Annotated in this window: 10 protein-coding genes; 6 read left to right on the top strand and 4 right to left on the bottom strand. The window is 71.1% G+C overall.

All coding sequences use genetic code 11. The annotated features are described in order from the left end of the window. The first annotated feature begins 30 nt into the window (after nucleotides 1-30). Nucleotides 31-768 carry an inositol monophosphatase family protein gene (locus ACP56T_RS10290; RefSeq protein WP_430912057.1) on the top strand — a complete coding sequence of 246 codons (738 nt, stop codon included), beginning with the start codon at nucleotides 31-33 and terminating at the stop codon, nucleotides 766-768. A 13-nt stretch (nucleotides 769-781) separates the two neighbouring features. Here ACP56T_RS10290 and ACP56T_RS10295 read toward each other — a convergent pair whose 3' ends face one another. The 4 genes from ACP56T_RS10295 to ACP56T_RS10310 all read right to left on the bottom strand — a co-directional run bounded on the left by ACP56T_RS10295 (nucleotide 782) and on the right by ACP56T_RS10310 (nucleotide 10,897). After that, the gene (locus ACP56T_RS10295) at nucleotides 782-5,962 is read right to left on the bottom strand and encodes a glycosyltransferase (RefSeq protein ID WP_430912058.1); all 5,181 of its coding nucleotides are present in this window, start codon (nucleotides 5,960-5,962) and stop codon (nucleotides 782-784) included. Nucleotides 5,963-6,011: 49 nt separating this feature from the next. Next, on the bottom strand, nucleotides 6,012-8,561 hold the full coding sequence (locus ACP56T_RS10300; RefSeq protein ID WP_430912059.1) for a glycosyltransferase: 2,550 nt from the start codon (nucleotides 8,559-8,561) through the stop codon (nucleotides 6,012-6,014). A gap of 813 nt (nucleotides 8,562-9,374) precedes the next feature. After that, nucleotides 9,375-10,160, bottom strand: a complete 786-nt coding sequence (locus tag ACP56T_RS10305) for a SapC family protein (protein WP_430912060.1) — start codon at nucleotides 10,158-10,160, stop codon at nucleotides 9,375-9,377. Next, a complete protein-coding gene (locus ACP56T_RS10310) occupies nucleotides 10,157-10,897 on the bottom strand; it encodes a SapC family protein (protein ID WP_430912061.1) in 741 nt (246 codons plus the stop codon). The genes ACP56T_RS10305 and ACP56T_RS10310 overlap by 4 nt, the downstream gene beginning before the upstream one ends. Nucleotides 10,898-11,164: 267 nt before the next feature. Here ACP56T_RS10310 and ACP56T_RS10315 point away from each other — a divergent pair, with 267 nt between their 5' ends. From ACP56T_RS10315 to ACP56T_RS10335, 5 genes are all read left to right on the top strand, one after another. Next, on the top strand, nucleotides 11,165-12,097 hold the full coding sequence (locus tag ACP56T_RS10315) for a hypothetical protein (RefSeq protein WP_430912063.1): 933 nt from the start codon (nucleotides 11,165-11,167) through the stop codon (nucleotides 12,095-12,097). A 35-nt stretch (nucleotides 12,098-12,132) separates the two neighbouring features. Further along, entirely contained in the window at nucleotides 12,133-13,836 is a 1,704-nt protein-coding gene (locus ACP56T_RS10320) for a DUF4214 domain-containing protein (protein ID WP_430912064.1), read from the top strand. Nucleotides 13,837-14,038: 202 nt separating this feature from the next. Further along, entirely contained in the window at nucleotides 14,039-14,677 is a 639-nt protein-coding gene (locus ACP56T_RS10325; protein ID WP_430912065.1) for a class I SAM-dependent methyltransferase, read from the top strand. Between the two features lie 162 nt (nucleotides 14,678-14,839). Further along, nucleotides 14,840-16,027, top strand: a complete 1,188-nt coding sequence (locus tag ACP56T_RS10330; protein WP_430912066.1) for a glycosyltransferase — start codon at nucleotides 14,840-14,842, stop codon at nucleotides 16,025-16,027. A 145-nt stretch (nucleotides 16,028-16,172) separates the two neighbouring features. Next, on the top strand, nucleotides 16,173-16,676 hold the full coding sequence (locus tag ACP56T_RS10335; protein ID WP_430912067.1) for a CAP domain-containing protein: 504 nt from the start codon (nucleotides 16,173-16,175) through the stop codon (nucleotides 16,674-16,676). The last annotated feature ends 8 nt before the right edge of the window (nucleotides 16,677-16,684 follow it).

The following is a 16,684-nucleotide window of genomic DNA, read 5'->3' on the forward strand; positions in this document are numbered from 1 at the left end:
ACTCTGTCGAAGACGGAAGAGGCGAGGCGGATGAACGGCATAGCGGACGCGGACCTTGAGCGCCACCTCGAGCTCGCCTGCGAGGCGGCGCGGTCCACACGCGCGATCCTGGCGGCCGGGCGCGCCAACCGCCGGGCGCCCGCCTCGCAGATCGGCCGCGACATCAAGCTTCAGGAGGACGCCGAGTCCGAGGCGCTGATCCGGGCGCTGCTGATCTCCCACAGCGCCCATCCGGTGCTCGGCGAGGAGGGCGGCTGGGCCGGCGGTGAGGGCACCGACGGGCCGGCCTGGGTGGTCGATCCGCTGGACGGCTCGTTCAACTACTATGCCGGCATCCCGATCTACGGCGTCGCGGTCGCGCTCTGCGCCGGCCGCACGCCGATCCTCGGGGCGATCTACGATCCCGAGCGCGACGAGCTGTTCGCGGGTGGGCCGGGCCTCGGCCTGCGCATCAATGGTGAGCCCCATCGGCCGGTCGAGCCGCGCGGGCAGATCGTCGGCACCGGCTTTCCCTCGCAGGCCGATGTCGCGGCCACCGCCGCGCATGTGGCCGACCTCGCTAGGGACTGGAAGAAGATCCGCATGCTCGGCTCGGCGGCGCTGTCGCTGGCCTGGGTCGCCGCCGGCCGGCTCGATGCCTATTCCGAGCACGGCATCATGTGGTGGGACGTGGCCGCCGGCCTCGCCCTGGCGGGAGCCGTGGGGGCGCGGCGGATCGACTGCCGCTTCCTCGAAGGCCATGCCGTCGACGTGACGGTGGCGCGGTAGAGCGGCGGCCGGCTCAGCGCTGGCCGCCGGATTTCGGCTGCTGCGCCTCCATCTCCGAGGGGGACGCGGCGGAGGTCTTCGCCTTCACCGTCCTGATCTGGAGCCCGGCGAGCCGGATCTTCGGCATCGGCAGGGAATCGTTCTCGAAGGCGAAGGTCACGACGAAGGCGGCGCCGGTGGCGGTCTTGCGGGCCGGAACGGAGACGCGCAGGCTCTGCACGGGTTCGCCGGCGAGCGCGATGGCGCCGCGCGCGCGGATGCCGTCGACGGTGAGGCTGAGCGGCAGGATCCGGGCGCCGTCCTTGTCCGCCGCCCGGTCGACGGCGAAGCTCAGCATCACGTCGTAGCCGTCGCCCTCGCCGGGGGGCAGATCGAGGCGCAGGGCCGCCCGGCGGCCGGTGATGTCCAGAAGCCCCGCCCCGGCGACGGTGAAGCCCGCGAGCGCGTGCCGCGCCACCGCGATCGGGTGGGAGCCGTCGAACAGGCCGATCTGGAGCGGCGGCGGCGCGAGCCGGCGGACCTTTTCCGCGCGGGGCGCCTGCCCGTTCTTCTCCAGGACACCGGCCAGCGCCTGGCGCAGCTCGGCGTTCCAGGGGGCGACCAGCATGCCCTGCTCGTAGCAGTCGCGCGCCGCCTCCTTCTGCCCGGCCCCTTCGAGGCCCCGGCCGGTGAGGTGGTAGCCCTCCGGGTCGAGGGGGCGCTGCCCGATGACGATCGCCCCGTGCTGGGCCGCGCCCCAGGGGTCGCCGATGTCGAGGGCGAAGCGGGCGGCCATCGCCGCCGCGTCCGCGTCTCCGGCGCCGCGCGCCATCTCGCGCTCCACCAGGGTGCGTCCCTCGCCGCGCTTGCCGGCGGCCGCGAGCGCCACGCCCTTGGCGAGGTCGGGCCGGCCGGTCGGCTCGGGGGCCGGGCCAGCGTGGTCCCGGTCGAAGGGGGTCGTCACCGCGACCCAGCGGCGCGAGGCGGCCTTGCCGGACCAGCCCATGGCGCGGTCGATGTCCTTGTAGACCGCGCGCGCCGAGAAGCGCTCCTCGGCGACGGCCAGCGCGTCGGCGCGCAGGGCCTTCCAGCGGCGCTCGTCGGTGAGCAGCGCGATGCAGCCGGCGACGAAGCCCGGCCCGTCCTCCACGGGGATCGAGAAGCGGGCGGCCGAGTCCTCCAGCCCCTCGACCGCCTTCGGCAGGCAGACGCTCGGCAGGCCGATGCAGGCGGCCTCGACGGTCTTGATCTTGAGGCCGGTGCCGGCGACGCAGGGGTTGATGGCGATGCTGGCCTTGGCGCAGAGCGCGATCATGGCGTCGCGGTCGAGCTCCCCCAGGATCTCGATGTTCGGCAGCAGGCGTGGCCGCCACTTCTCGCCGATCTTGCCGCAGACCACGAGCTTGGCGTCCTTCACCGCCGCCAGGATCTCGGCCCAGCACTCGTCCACGAACCAGTTGAGCGCGGCGACGTTCATGGAGTTGCCGCTGCCGTTGAAGATCAGCGTCTTGGCGGAAAAGCCGCTCTCGGGCACGCGGCTCGCGCGCATCTCGTCGGCGGCGTCGTACTCGCAGAGCACCACCGGGTTCTGCACCCCGATCTCGCGGAAGTAGTCGGCCTCGCTGCGCGAGATGGCGATGACCACGCTGCCGGCGGAATCGAGCGCCGCGACCTCCAGTTCGCGGGTGGTCATCCGGTACATCGTGTCGAGCGGCTCGCCGAGGAAGCTCGTCGGCAGGCGCGAGAGCGCGTCGTGGGTGATGATGCAGGAGGGCGGCAGCGCCTCCACCGGCGCCAGCTCGCTCAGCACGCGGGCCATGTGGGTGTAGTTGCAGACGATGCCCGCATAGGCATGCGTCGCCACCAGCATCCGCGCCGTCTCGACCACCTCGTCCCGGACGATGAAGTAGGGGTGGTAGATGCGCGCCTGCCGGTCGAGCGCCTCGGCCAGCGCCGGGTCGTGGGCCTGCTCGGCCAGCGTCGCGGCGAGGTCGATGACCCCCTTGCGGCGCTTGGCCGTCTCGGACTGGTCCCAGTTCGGGAAGGGCAGCGACATGATGCGCACGCGTTCCCCGAAGGCGCGCACCGCCTCGTCGGCGTCGATCCAGCCCTGGAGCAGCACGTCGACGTCGAAGCCGATGTCGAGCAGGTGCTCGATGAAGTTGCGCGTCACCACCCGGTTGCCCTGGTTGGCGGGGGCGGGGGGCACGAGCGTGAGGAACAGGATGCGCGGGCGTTCCGACGTGGTCGCGCTGCGGGCCGGAGGCAGCACGCGGCCGCGCCTGCGGGCGTCGGCGACGAGCCGCGCGTGCAGGGGATCGCGCGCGGGCAGCGCCGCGTCCGGGAAGAGCAGCCGGGCCGGCTTCTGCTTGAGGATCTCGAGCTCGTCGAGGGTATGAACCTCGCCCGGATGCCCGTCGACGCCCGGATCGACGATGGTGTCGAGGGCGACCTCGGTCCCGTCCTTGGCCTTCGCGGTGCCGAGCACGCGCGCCACGCGTCCGCTGGCGAAGGTCAGCGCCGTGCCGCGCGCGAGGGCGACCTCGCCCTTCAGGAGCACGCGGGTGCCGGGGCGCCCCTCGGGGGTGTTCACGTCGAGGATGCCGCAGGGCCAGCCGGAGCCCTGGCGCGCGGTGGAGAGCTCGAGGGCCGAGCCCGCCGGGAAGCGGGTGCCCGCCACCACCTCGATCTCCTTCGGGGCGCCGTCGCCCAGCGGCCTGATCTCGTGGTCGAGCCAGATGCGGGTGTCGCGCCCTTCCGGGTTGATCGAGGCGATGCGGCGCAGGCCGCTGGCGGGGAAGCGCAGCAGCGCGCCGACCTCGAGCCCGAGGGCCTCCACGGTGGCGGTCTTCAGGAAGAAGCCGCGGCGCCAGCGATGGTCGCGCTTGTTCCAGACGCCGCGCCACCAGAGCGCGTCGCTCCAGTCGATCAGCGTCAGGTTGGGCTTGCGGCTCGCGGCGCCGGAGGCCGCGGTGTTGACGATCGCGTCGAGCTGCCCCGGCGCGCCGTCGAGATAGGGGTTGAGCGCGCCGTCGAGCACCAGGGTCGCGCGATCGGCGGCCATCTCGACGGACCGCACCGTGCGCGCGGTGCCCGAGGCGCCGCGCACCAGCAGGCCGGGCGCCAGGGCGGGGCCGCCCTCGGAGCGGGCGACGAGGACGGCGCCGGGCCGGTCGGCGGAGCCGGTGCGGGCGATGCCCGCCTGCCAGCGCTCGTCGGTGAGGTCGAGGATCTTGAGGGTGCCCTGCATCGGCAGGGGCGTCTGCGGCACCGCCGCCTGCGGACGCGCCGCCGGGCTGACGGGGGCCGCCGGGGCGACGTCCGGGGCCGGTTTCGCGACAGGCGCCGGCTGGGGCGCGGGAGCGGTGGCGACGAGGCCGTTCGCGCCGAAGAGCGAGCGCGGCGCCGGGTTCCAGCCGGTCAGGACCTCGCAGGCGCCGGCCCGGCCCAGCGCCACGATGCGGGTCTTCTTCGGATCGGGCGCGAACTCCTTCGGCAGGTCGAAGATGAACTGGCAGCGCGAGGTCGGATAGCCGGGGTTCTTGTCGAAGACGTCCTTGCGGGTGCCGTCCACGGGGGTGCGGTGCCAGGCGAGCCCGTCATTGCTGACGAGCACCGCGAGCAGCGGCTCCTCGCACAGGAGCCAGCCGCGGATGCGGCGTCGGCCCTGGACCTCGGCGTTCTCGCTGATGCCGCACAGCGCCGGCACGCGCGGCTTGCCCTCGACCCGGTCGATCTGGAACTCGACCGCATCGCCGATGGACCCTTGCGCGTCGCGGCAGGTAACGCGGATGCGCTTGCCCGCCGCGCTCGCGGGTACGACCACATGGAGATGCGTCGGCGTGAAGCCGTCGATGGCGGGATCCGCCGTCCAGGCGACGGAGACGGGGCCGCCATCGATCTCCGTCGCTTCTGCCCGCTCCACGGTGCCCGCGAGATGGGCGGTCACGGTGACGGCGATGTCGCCGCCGGTGGTCTGGCGGGCGCTCGCCGCGTAGCTCGGCAGCGGCGACAGCACCTCCTCGCGGTCGACCTCCTGCGTCGGCCGGGGCTTCGTGCGGGCGAAGGGGCCCATCGGCACCCGGTGCGGACGGGGCAGGCGGGGCTCGACCGAGTCGGCGCTGCGCAGGAGCACGTCGCCGAGCAGCCCCGCCGCGTTCTCGAAGGCGGCGAAGCGCTCGACGGCGCGGCGCAGCTCGGCCCGGCGCTCGGGCCGCGCCAGGGCGACGGAGAGCTGGCGGCTGAAGGCGGCCATGTCGCCCACGGGGGCGAGATGCGCGATCGACCCGACCGTCTCCCTGACCACCGGCAGGTCGAAGGCGACGGATTCGGTGCCGGCATAGGCCGCCTCCACCGGCGGATAGCCGAAGCCCTCGAAGCGCGAGGGGAAGAGCACGACCTGCGCCGCCGTCATGATGCGGAACTTCTCCGCGTCCGAGATGCGCAGCAGAACCTCGAGCGTGGCGCCCTTGGTCTTGGCGAGATGGGCGCGCAGGTCCGCCTCGAAGCTCTCCGAGAGCTCGCGGCCGGAGACGATGCGCAGCGTCCGCCCGGCGAAGCACTGCGGGTCGATCTGGAGCAGGCTGCCGGAGCCCTTGTGCAGGTCCGTCGGGCGCACGAAGGCGAGCAGGCTGCCGTCCTTCGGCGCGCCGTCGAAGCCGCGCGCCGCCACCGAGTTGATCGGCGGCGACCAGATGTCGAAGCGCAGCCGCGCGTTGTCGCGGGCGCGGTAATACTGCTTCGCGAAGGCGTGCGACTCGCGCGCGCTCGACAGCACGAGCCCGCCCTCGATGACGAGGCGGCGCCAGCCGTCCCACAGCCGGGGGTCGCGCGGCTCGGGCGCCAGCGCGTTGAACCAGTTGGCGGATTCGAAATTGACCAGCGCCACCCGTGCGCCGGCATTGGCCGCGAAGTCGAGGCAGGCCTCGTAGAAGTCCGGCAGGAACACGCCGGTGGGGATCACGACGACCCAGTCGAAGCGCCCCTCCGGCAGGCCGGAGACGAAATCCGCCGTGCGGTGGATCTTGACCCGGTTCGGCGCCAGCGGCTCGCAATCGGCGACGAAACCCGGAACGTGGTCGGTGACGACATAGGCCTCGCCCCCGGCCGCCGCGACGGCATAGGCGAGCATCAGCCCGTGATAGCGCCCGCCCGAATAGTTCCGGGGGTCGTTGGTGCCGACGACGGCGACGCGGAGGCCGGGGCGATCGGTCATTGCGGTCCGTGCTGGCTGTGGCGGCGGCTGGCGGTCATGCGGTCCGTCGTCAGGCTGCGGGGCTGCGTCGGGCGAGGCTCGACGGCAGCGCGTTCTCGAAGGGGGTGCGCTCGAACATCTCCAGGGCGCCGCCGCGGCTGGCGTTGCGCACGAAGCCGCCCTCGCGCTCCATCAGCAGCCGCGCGGTGAGGAAGGCGCAGCCGATGTCCTTGATGCTCGGCGGGCACCAGGGCTTGCCGGAGCGGTAGTTCTGGATGAAGTGGTTGCCGTCGCCGGTGGCGACCCGGAACCTGTCGCGCGAGCGGGCCTGGCCGAAGTTGAACTTGAAGTCGGCGCCGTAGATGTAGAACTTCCGCACGCCCATCTTGTAGGCGATCTGCATTGCCATGTAGAGCGACGAGCCGCCGGGCGAGACCTCGTAGTCCGGCGAGGTCGAGAACAGCGGCGGATAGATCGGCACCAGCCGGACCCAGATGTAGTCGCCGACGACGTCTGGGGCGGTGTCGTTGACGACGAACACCGTGCCGCCCGCCACGTCGACGATCTCCTGGCCGAAATCCTCGATCATCTGGCTGTCGCCCGTGACCGTGTAGGTCGGCCGGAACGAAGTCTGCCCGTAGGCGAGATAGAGCCGGTTGAAGCCGAAGGTGAGCTGACCTTTCAGCGCCTCCAGATCCTCGATCCGCACGCTCGGGCCGTTGCCGATGAGCCAGGCCGTCTCGCCGCGATGCTTGTCCGTGAACTGGTCGAGGCGCACCGACGAGGGGGAGCGCGGGGACAGCCAGGTCTTCGGGTTCCACAGCGTCTGCCCGACGCCGCTCTCCGTGACGGTGCGCAGATAGGCGCCGTCGGCGCTCGGCAGGCGCGCCTTGAACAGGCCGCGACGGTCGGCCGCCGTGGCCACCGTCTCCCGGCCCTTCACCTCGATGCCGATGGGCTCGGCCCCCGTGGACCAGCCGGTCAGCGCGATGCCCTCGTCGGTGCGCTCGCAGGTGAGGAGGCCGGTGCTCTCCTCCGGCATGTCCCTGGGCGGCTGCCGGCGCAGCACCTCGCGCCCCCAGGCCTCCAGCACCACGTTCGCGCGCTCGGGCGGGATGTCGAAGGGCAGCACGGCGGTGGTCTCCACCAGCACGAAGCCCTTGGCGCGCTCCTTCAGGGTGACGAAGGCGTTGGGCACCTCCTCGCTGGTGCCGAAGTCGAAATACCCGGCGAGCGCCTCGAACCCGGCGGCGAGCCGGACCTCGAAGCTCCACAGCATCACGCGGGTGAGGGCATTGAACGAGGCGGTCTCGTTGCGGATCTCGGCGCCGAGATTGGCCCCGAACACCGCCGCGCTCGCGGTGCGGTTGATCCCGAGATCCTGGAAGGCGCTCTCGACGATGCGCAGCAGCGCGTCGTGGGAATAATGTTCGTGGACGAAGCCGTGGCCGGCGAGCGCGATCTTCTGCGCCCGCGCGCGGTCCGCGAACAGCTCCACGATGCGGTCGGGGAAGGCGGCGAGGTCCGGCTCGATGACGGCATGCACGCCGTTCTCGGCCTCGATGCCCTCGATGCCGATGGGCGTCGTCAGCACCGGGCGGGCGGAGGCCATCGCCTCCAGGATCTTGAGCCGGGTGCCGCCGCCGAGCGTCAGCGCGATCGGGATGATCGCGGCGTCGTCCACGATCGGCTCGACGGCGGGCACCTCGCCCATCACCTGCACGGAAGGGGCGCCGACGGCCGCCGCGCGCACGCTCGGCGCGGCCCGGCCGACGAGGCGCATGCGGTGTTCGATGCCGCGCGCGTCGAGATGCTGCGAGACCGCGATGAGCCGCAGCGCCGCGTCCTCGTTGGGGTAGTAGCCGCCCTGGCCCACGAAGACGAGGTCGCGGGTCTCGGGGACGGGCGTCGGCGCCGACACGTTCCAGACATTCGGGACGACGCGGATCTTGTCGGCCGGCAGCAGGGCCGAGAAGCGGTCCTTGTCGCTGCGCGAGCAGACCCAGAGCTGATCGACGTAAGGGGCGATGAAGCGCTCGGCCTCGCCGAAGGCGGCGGCCGCCGCGCTGTTCCAGCGGGCGACTGCCGGGTCGGGGGCGGAGGCCGCCATGGTCGCGTAGAGGTCGCTGTCGAAATTATGCGGGCCGACGACGACGGGGATGCCGCGCGCCCGGCATTCCGGCGCGATGACGCCCATGGTGGTGTCGCACAGGACGACGAGATCGGGCCGCAGCGCCCGCACCCGGTCCATGATGCGGTCGATCCGGCGCCGGTTGAGGCAGTGGCGCACCAGCGCGTCGGCGCTCTCCAGATGCTCGTCGATATCGGCGGGCAGCCCGTCGAGGCCGACCACCTCCCACAGGCCCGGCTCGGTGAAGGAGCGCCCGGCGGCGACGGCCTCCTGGAGCTTGCGCGCCTGGTAGCGGCGCCGGGGCATGAAGACCGTGCCGGCCCGGCGCAGATGCGCGCGGGAGACCGCCGGCGGGGTATCGCCGACGACGATGGTGTGGACCTCCGCCAGCGCCGACATCGCCCGCCAGAGATGGTGGGAGCGCAGGCGCCCGCCCCGGTTCGGGGGCAGGACGGCGTTCGGCGTGATGTAGACGACCCTCGGAGTCATGCACGGTTCTCAGGCTGTCGAACGGACGGGCGGACGGAGGGTGACGATCCCGGCCGCACCGACCTTCCCGTCCCGAGGCGTTTCCACCTTGGCGCCCGTTCCCGGCGCTCGTGTTCTTGCGAAAGGGCCCGGCATGCGTCGCGCCGCCGGACGAAGGCCCGGACCGTGGGGTCAGGCGGGGGCGAAGGGTCTGCGCGGCGTCTGGCGGAGGAGGGGCGGCGACGCGGCCGTCTCGTGCGGGCGACGGCGGGAGCCGTGCCGGAGGAGGATGCCGGCCGCGACCGCGCAGATCCCGGAGACGGTGCGCGCCGACGGTCCCGGCGTACCGATCGGATTATCGGTCATGACCCCTCACGACGCTCTTCGGCGATCTGGCGATTGAATATCGGGCCGATGTTAAAAAGGCGAGACCGATTTTCGCCTCCCGCGAACCCATTTCACCGGCATGCCGCGTCGATCTGCAAGAGACGGACCGCTCCGCGACGACGGGGTCTCGGACGGCGAGATGCGAGATCAACAGTGACGCGGCGTCCATTCCGAACCTCGCGTCAGACTTCGCGGCGGGGATAAGCGCAGGGTTTCATGCCTGTGGATGACGACAGGGTGCCGATGGCGGTCTTGAGGCGGCGACATATCGACGGGATCCTTCACGATCCGCGAGATGTCCTTGTCGAACGAAGGCGGTCCGGGATCAATAATGCCGATATCGCGGTGCTATACCTTGTGTATTCAGGGGTATATGACTTATATTGCCGCTGCCGCGTTCCGGCATGACCCGTCCGCGACGGTCCCGCCGGGGTGGCGTCGCGGCGTTCAGAAGAGGACCTTCTCGTCCATGTCGAGCCAGTCGAGGTCCGCCACGGCGGCGGTGGGGACGTAGAGCGGGGCGGCCGGCGGCAGGCGGCCGGCCGTCGCGGGGCGCTGCGGGTCGAGGGTGAGCGCCGAGGGGACGGCGCGCGGCATGAAGGCGCTGGAGAAGGCGGCGGCGACGGCCATCTCGACCATCCGGGCGCCGCGGCCGAACCAGTCGACGGTGCGCGGGCCGATGACCTCGGCCGGGCGCCCGGCCGGCACGAAGGCGAGATCCTCCGGCCCGACGCCGTCGAGCCTGTGGCTCGCGACTCCCCCCGTGACGAGGGCCGTGGCGGCGTCGGCGACCTGTCCGCGTCCGGTCTCCGCGCGCTCCAGTTGCAGGGCGACCTCGGATGCCTCCTTGCTGAGCGCGTCGCCGTCGTCGAAGGCATAGGTGCCCCCGACGCCGACGAAGGTCGGGTCGAGCGTCACGGCGAAGGCCCCGGCCTCGTCGCGCACGAAGGGGTAGACCCTCAGCCAGAACGGCACATAGGCCGCCGTCCAGCTGCCGCTGGCATCGACGAAGCGGTTGGCGGTGCCCGCGATGTCGCCGAGATAGGCGACCGCCATCCAGCGGCCCTCTCCGTCCGGCGCCATCGCGATGGGGTATTCGCGGGCCACCCGCAGGATCTCGGTGTGGATCAGCGGGACGCTCAGGCGGTCCCGCGCGAAGCTGAAATCCTTGGGGAAGGACCAGCGCAGGTTCCGCAGGCGCTCGGGCTGAAGCGGCGTGCGCGAGAGGGTCATGCGCCTGGGGCTCCGGTCTGCGCGGCCTGGGCCGTCCGGTCGGCGAGGCGCCCCGACCGGAAGCGGTCCACGAGGCGCTGCATGTTGAACAGGGACAGGTCGTGGAACGTCACCAATTCCGCAAGCGGGAAGCCGTGCTCGAGGACCGCCGCGGCGAGGGCCGTGCGCGCCTTGTCGCCGGGGGCGAGCACGCAGAGCCCGTCGATCTCGACGGCGTCCTCGCCGATGCGCAGCCGCAGCGTCCAGTCGCTCATCAGGCCGGCGGCGGCGAGGGCGCGGGTGTAGGAGGCGGTGCGGGCCGCGTCGCTGGCATAGACCTGAAGGGCGGCCATCCGGCGGCCCGCGCTCGGCGACATCGCCCCCGAGGGCAGGAACACGGGTGTGCCCGTGGCTCCCTCCGGCGCGGGCACCGCGTCGATCAGGACGGTGCCCCGCTCCCCTTCCGATTCGGAGAACGCGATCGCGAGCGGATAGGCCTCGATCAGCAGCGGGCGGGGCATGCCCTGATCGAACTCTCCCCTGAGCTGGGTCAGATGAGGCGCGCTGATCGATAGCAACGCGACCATCTCGTAGCCGTCGCCCTGCCGTCGCCAGACGATCGGATAATGATGCGCGAGAACTCTCGCCTCGATCGCGACGACCGGCACCACCAGTATCTCGCCGAGCGATGCATACTCGATCGGTTCGAATAAGGCATGGTCGGCCCCCTGTTTCAGCGGGGCGACGGACTGATACATCTCAAATGCTCGACTGCTATCGGCCGACCGCCCGAGTCTACGCACCCGCAACATCGTTGCCGTTTGCAAGTGTTGCGGAGCGGAGGTCGGGCGCTCTCTGTGTGGGACTACACCGAACCGAGCACTTATCCGCAAGCGCCACGCAAAATCGACGCCGGACGGGCTCCGGAGTCTGAAAAAGCCACTTGACGCAGTGCGGTACATCGGGGAATGAGATACAACCAGTTAAGAACCGGTTAATTCGGCACTGCGTGAGGGGTGTAAGCATTGAACAGCGTCGGGACGGCGCGCGGCATGGTGTCCGCGCGGGCGATGCCGGTTGCGCGCGGGGTTTACGCGTTGCGCTACGTCGCATCAGCAGTCATGGGCGAGCCGCTGCGGGTGGTCGTGAGTATCGACCCCGATTGCGCGGATGATGTCCAGTTGCTGTTCGGTCCGGGCGCCACGGCGGGTGTGCTGCGGCAGCCGGGCGACTTGTGCGTCGTCTCTGCCGAGCGCGATGCGACCGTGCTGATCACGACCCTCGGAGACGGCGCAGACCGTCCGGAGGCCGTGACGCTGCATTTCGACCGGATCGACCAGGACGCCGGCGGCGGCTCCAGGCGTCAGGCGATGGTGGCGCTGCCCGGTCCGCAGGCCGCGTTCGATTCGGGTCCCGAGGTGGCGGAACGGTCGGTTCCGCTGCGGATCGGCGGCCATGTCGAGCGGCGCGGCGACCTGTTCGTGACGGGCGGAGAGTGGCTCGGCGACCCCAACGGGTCGGCGCGGATCGAGGGCTTCTCGATCCAGTGGCCCCGGCGCCCGGCCAATGTCGACATCTCCTACGGGTGCTCGCTCCTCGGTCTGGGGCGGATGCCGGAAGCGGTGGTGGGGGAGTTCGTCGGGACGCGGATGCAGGCCCGCGCCATCAACGGCATCTCCTTCCGCCTGATCGGCGAGCAGGCGGACTCCTTCGCCCTGATCGTCGAGGCGAGCTTCAGCGACGGGACCCGGTTCGGTCCGGCGATGGCGCCGGTCGACCTGCGGGGCCCGACGGGACGGGAATTCCTCGTGGGGCTGCGTCTGCAGCTCTCCGAGGTCGGTACGAAGAACCAGAGGCCGACCGGCGGGCGAGCGCCGGCGGCCGCGGGACGACAGGATGCGGGACCGCGAAAGCCGGCGCGCATCTTCAGGGCGCCCCGTTCGACGGTCGCGGTCTGAAAAAAATATAAAACCGAATACGAGGAGGCACACAGATGGCGGACCAATATACGGGCGACACGACTCAGTTAGAGGCCGATATTTCGGGCAGTAAGCCGAACGACACCCAGCTGTCGCAGGCCCTGAACGACGCGCTTTCGAAGTTCTCCACCGGCGCCGGCAGCACCAGCACCATCCAGGTGCAGAATGCAACTCCGGGCGAACCCACCACCGCTCCCGTCGCCAATGTCGATACGACGAGCGGCGGCGACGTCTCCGGCACCAGCGGTTCGGCCATCATCAACTTCCAGGGCTCCGGCAGCGTCTATGGCGACGTCACCGGCGGCGATCACGTCGTGGTCCTCGGCGGCGGCACGACCTCGATGTCGTTCACCAATTCCGGCACGAACTACATCTCGACCGGCACCGGCAAGACGACACTCGGCGTCTACAACAGCGGCGAGTCGACGGTTCATGCGGGCTCGGGCGAGCTCAACCTCAGCCTCGGCAACTACAAGACCACCGTCGACCTGTCCGACAGCACGGCCGCGACGGTCACCTCGGGCTACGGCAACAGCAGCACTACGCTCGGCACGGGCAGCTACACCGTCGACGCCGGCGGCGGCTACGACACCGTGATCCTCGATTCGAAGACCACCTACACGACCAAGCTCGACGCCAACGGCGACATCGTGCTCACCGACGCGGCGGGCAACACCTCGATCCTCAAGGGCGTCGAGGTGCTCCAGAACGCCGACGGCTCGACCATCGTGCACGCCACGAGCCAGGCCGAGGCCACCATCGCCCACATGTACGAGGCGGTGTTCGACCGGACGCCGGATGCCGACGGCATCTCGACCTGGTGGAACGAGTACAATACCGGCCGCATGTCGCTGACCGACATCGCCAACGCCTTCCTCAACTCGCCCGAGGCCCAAGGGGACGGGTTCACCTCGTCGCAGTCGTCCTCCGCCTATATCAGCGCGCTCTACCAGAACGCCCTGGGACGCGCCCCCGATGCCGGGGCCCTCGGCTACGAGGCCTCGCTCACGGCGGGGACCTCGACCCGCGCCGACGTGCTGATCTCCATCGCCGGTTCGGCGGAGGCGACCAGCCACAACGCCGCGAGCACGCTGTTCTCGACCGTGAGCGGCTCGACGGACACGACGCCCCACACGTTCAACGTGGTGCCGGACGGCTCGCAGACCGTCATGGGCGGCGCCGGCTTCGACGTGGTCAACTTCACCGGCAACAAGGGCGACTTCCAGGCGTCCTTCGACGGCGAGCACACCACGCTGTTCAACGCCAACCCGTCCTCGTCCACCCTTCTGGAGGATGCCGAGTACATCAGCTTCAGCGGCGGCGGCGTCATCATCAATGCCAACACCGAGGACCAGGCGGTCATCGCCCGCCTCTACGACGGCATCCTCGACCGCAACGCCGACGCCACCGGCCTCCAGTTCTGGTGGGGCCAGCACGATGCCGGCACCAGCCTGTCGAGCATCGCCAGCAGCCTGCTCTCGAGCCCCGAGTTCACGGCGGCGCATTCCAGCCTGTCGAGCACCGATTTCGTCGGCCTGCTCTACCAGAACCTGCTCGGCCGCACCGGCTCGAACAGCGAACTGGCGGTCTACGCCTCGCAGATCGATTCCGGCACCACCTCGCGCGCCGACATCGCGGTGGCCATCGCCCAGGCCGGCGAGGCCCAGGTCCACAACGCCGACACCATCCACGTCGTCTACAACGTCGAAAGCCACTAGGCGGCATTCGCATCGAGGAAGGGGGCCGGGCGAAAGCCCGGCCCTTTTCATGTCGCGGCTCCGGCTTTCCGGGCAGGGCTTGGCCGCGGAAGGAGTTGGGTCGCGCGCCGCTCCGCGCTACAGGCGGCGGGGTGATCGACCGCAGCGCGGCCGGGCCGCATCCACCGTCAACACGCGCACAGCACCGCGAGGACATGTCAGCTTGACCGAGGGTCCCGTCGGCCTCGCCGCCCAAGAGCGGAAGCGGGTCGTTCTCCATGTCGGATGCGGCATCTACGCGCCGGAGCGTCTGCATCCGAGCTTTCGCGGCCCGCATTGGCGCGAGATCCGGGTCGACCTCGATCCGAGGGTGAAACCCGACGTGATCGGTTCGGTGACGGACCTGTCCCCCTTCACCGACGAGTCGGTCGAGGCGGTCTGGTCCTCCCACAACATCGAGCATCTCTACGACCACGAGGCGACGAAGGCGCTGGCCGAGTTCCGGCGCGTGCTGAAGCCGGACGGCATCGCCCTCATCACCACGCCGGATGTCGAGGCGATCGCCAAGCTCGTCGCCGAGGGGAAGCTCGATCAGGTCGCCTACATGTCTCCGGCCGGCCCGATCACGGCGCTGGACATGCTCTACGGCCACCGCGACTCGATCCGCGCCGGCAACCACTTCATGGCCCACAAGACCGCCTTTTCCGCCGAGAGGCTGGGACGCCTGCTGATGGAGGCGGGCTTCTCGAAGGTGGTGATGCGCAAGGGGCAGAGCTACGACCTCTGGGCCTGCGCGCTCATGCCCAGGGCCGTCTTTCCCGAGCCCGCCTCCCCGCAGCCGGCGCAGGGCCGGCCGGAGTAGGGGGACCGATCAGAGCGGCCCCCCGGCGGCCGGACCGCGGCGCCGTCACGGCGGATTGTCCGCCGCGTCGGCGGGTTTCTTCATGCCGGTCGCGCTAAGCTGCCGCGAGGGTGCCCCGCCGGATGAGGCCGCCCGCAACGTGCTTTTCGAACGCAGGTCCGAATGCCGCTGAGCGTCCTGCTCGTCCACCAGTCCTTCCCCTCGCAGCTCTCGGCCGTCCTCGAAGCCCTGGAGGCGCGCGGGGACGTCGCGCTCGCGGGCATCGGCACCAACCCCTACGCGCGGCCGGGCCTGCGCTACCGCCGCTACATGCCGCCGCTGATCGAGCCGCGCGGCGACATCGTCCTCGACGACCTCGCCGCCAAGGCGTCCTTCGCGGCGGGGGCGGCAGCGGCGGCCCGCGCGCTGCGCTACGACGGCTTCGTCCCCGACGTGATCGTCGCCCATCCGGGCTGGGGCGAATCGCTCTACATGCGGGACCTGTTCCCGAAGGCGAAGATCGTCTGCTACTGCGAGTTCTACTACATGCGCAGCGGCGGCGAGGTCGATTTCGACCCCGAGTTCACGGTCACGACCCCCGAGATCCTGCACCGCATGCGGGCGCGCAACGCGATCACCCTGGCGAGCCTCGAGGACGCCGACATCTGCGTCGCGCCCACGAACTGGCAGCGCGCGACCTTCCCGGACTTCCTCTCGGGCCGGATGCGCGTCATCCACGAGGGCATCGAGGTGCCTCCCGCCCCGCCGCCGCGCCCCCGGCCCGCCAAGGGCGAGCGCCGGGCCGTCACCTTCGCGGCGCGGCATCTCGAACCGCATCGCGGCTTCCACATCTTCATGCGCGCCCTGCCGCGCCTGCTCGCCGCCGACCCGACGACGGACGTCGTCATCGTGGGCTCCGACAAGGGCGGCTACGGCGCCACGCCGACGGACGGGCGGACCTGGCTGGAGGTGTTTCGCGAGGAGGTCGGCGGGCTCGATCCGGCGCGGGTGCGCGTGCTCGGCAAGCTCGAACCGCGCCGATTCCACGAGGTGATCGGCGCCTCCTCGGCCCATGTCTACCTCACCTTCCCCTTCGTGCTGTCCTGGTCGCTGCTGGAGGCGATGGCGTTGGAGCGCCCGCTCGTGCTGTCCGACACCAGCCCGGTCCGGGACTTTTTCGACGGCGGCGAGGGCGGCAAGCTCGTCGACTTCTTCGATCCCGCCGGGCTGGCGGACGCGGTCGGCTCCCTGCTGTCGCGCCCGGCGACGGCGCGGAAGATGGGCGTGCGCGCCCGCGAGATGCTGTTCGAGCACGAACTGACGCGCGAGCACGGCCGGGCCAAGTGGCTCGACCTGATCCTCTCGCTGTAGGACGTTCCGTCCCGCCGCCGCCTCGGGCTGTCGCCCCGGTGCAACGCCCGCCGGCCGGGACTCGCCGGGTCGGCTCGGTGCCGCTGTTTCGCCGCATCCGCCCGGAAAGGCCGGGGCTCCTTCGTGAGACAGGGTTGCCGCCCCGATGCCGTTCGCCGTCCGATTCCTTGCGCCCGCGCTCGCCGCCGGGCTCGTCGCGCTCACCCTCGGCGGATGCGGGGGACCGACCATCCTCGGCGAGGCCGACCATGCGGCGAGTCCGGTGATCCTCGACGAGCAGGCGGCCGTGGCGGCGATCTCCCGCTATCGCGCCGAGCACGGCCTCGGGCCGGTGGTGCTCGATCCCGGCCTCGTCAAGGCGGCCTCCTATCAGGCCGGCACCAATGCGCGGGCCGGGCGGCTCAGCCACGAGATCGGCGGCACCTTCACCTCGCGCATGTCCCAGGCCGGCCTCGCCAAGGCCTATGCCGCCGAGAACCTGAGCGCCGGCTCGGAGACCTTCGATCAGGTGCTGGCGCGCTGGAAGAACTCGCCCGAGCACAACCGCAACATGCTGATGCCGCAGCTGCGCCGGGCCGGCATCGCGCGGGTCGACGCGCCCGACACCCGCTACAAGCGCTATTGGGCGCTGGTGATGGCCGGCGGCTGATGCCTCCC

Source organism: Methylobacterium endophyticum (genome assembly GCF_050591105.1).
Lineage (GTDB): Bacteria > Pseudomonadota > Alphaproteobacteria > Rhizobiales > Beijerinckiaceae > Methylobacterium.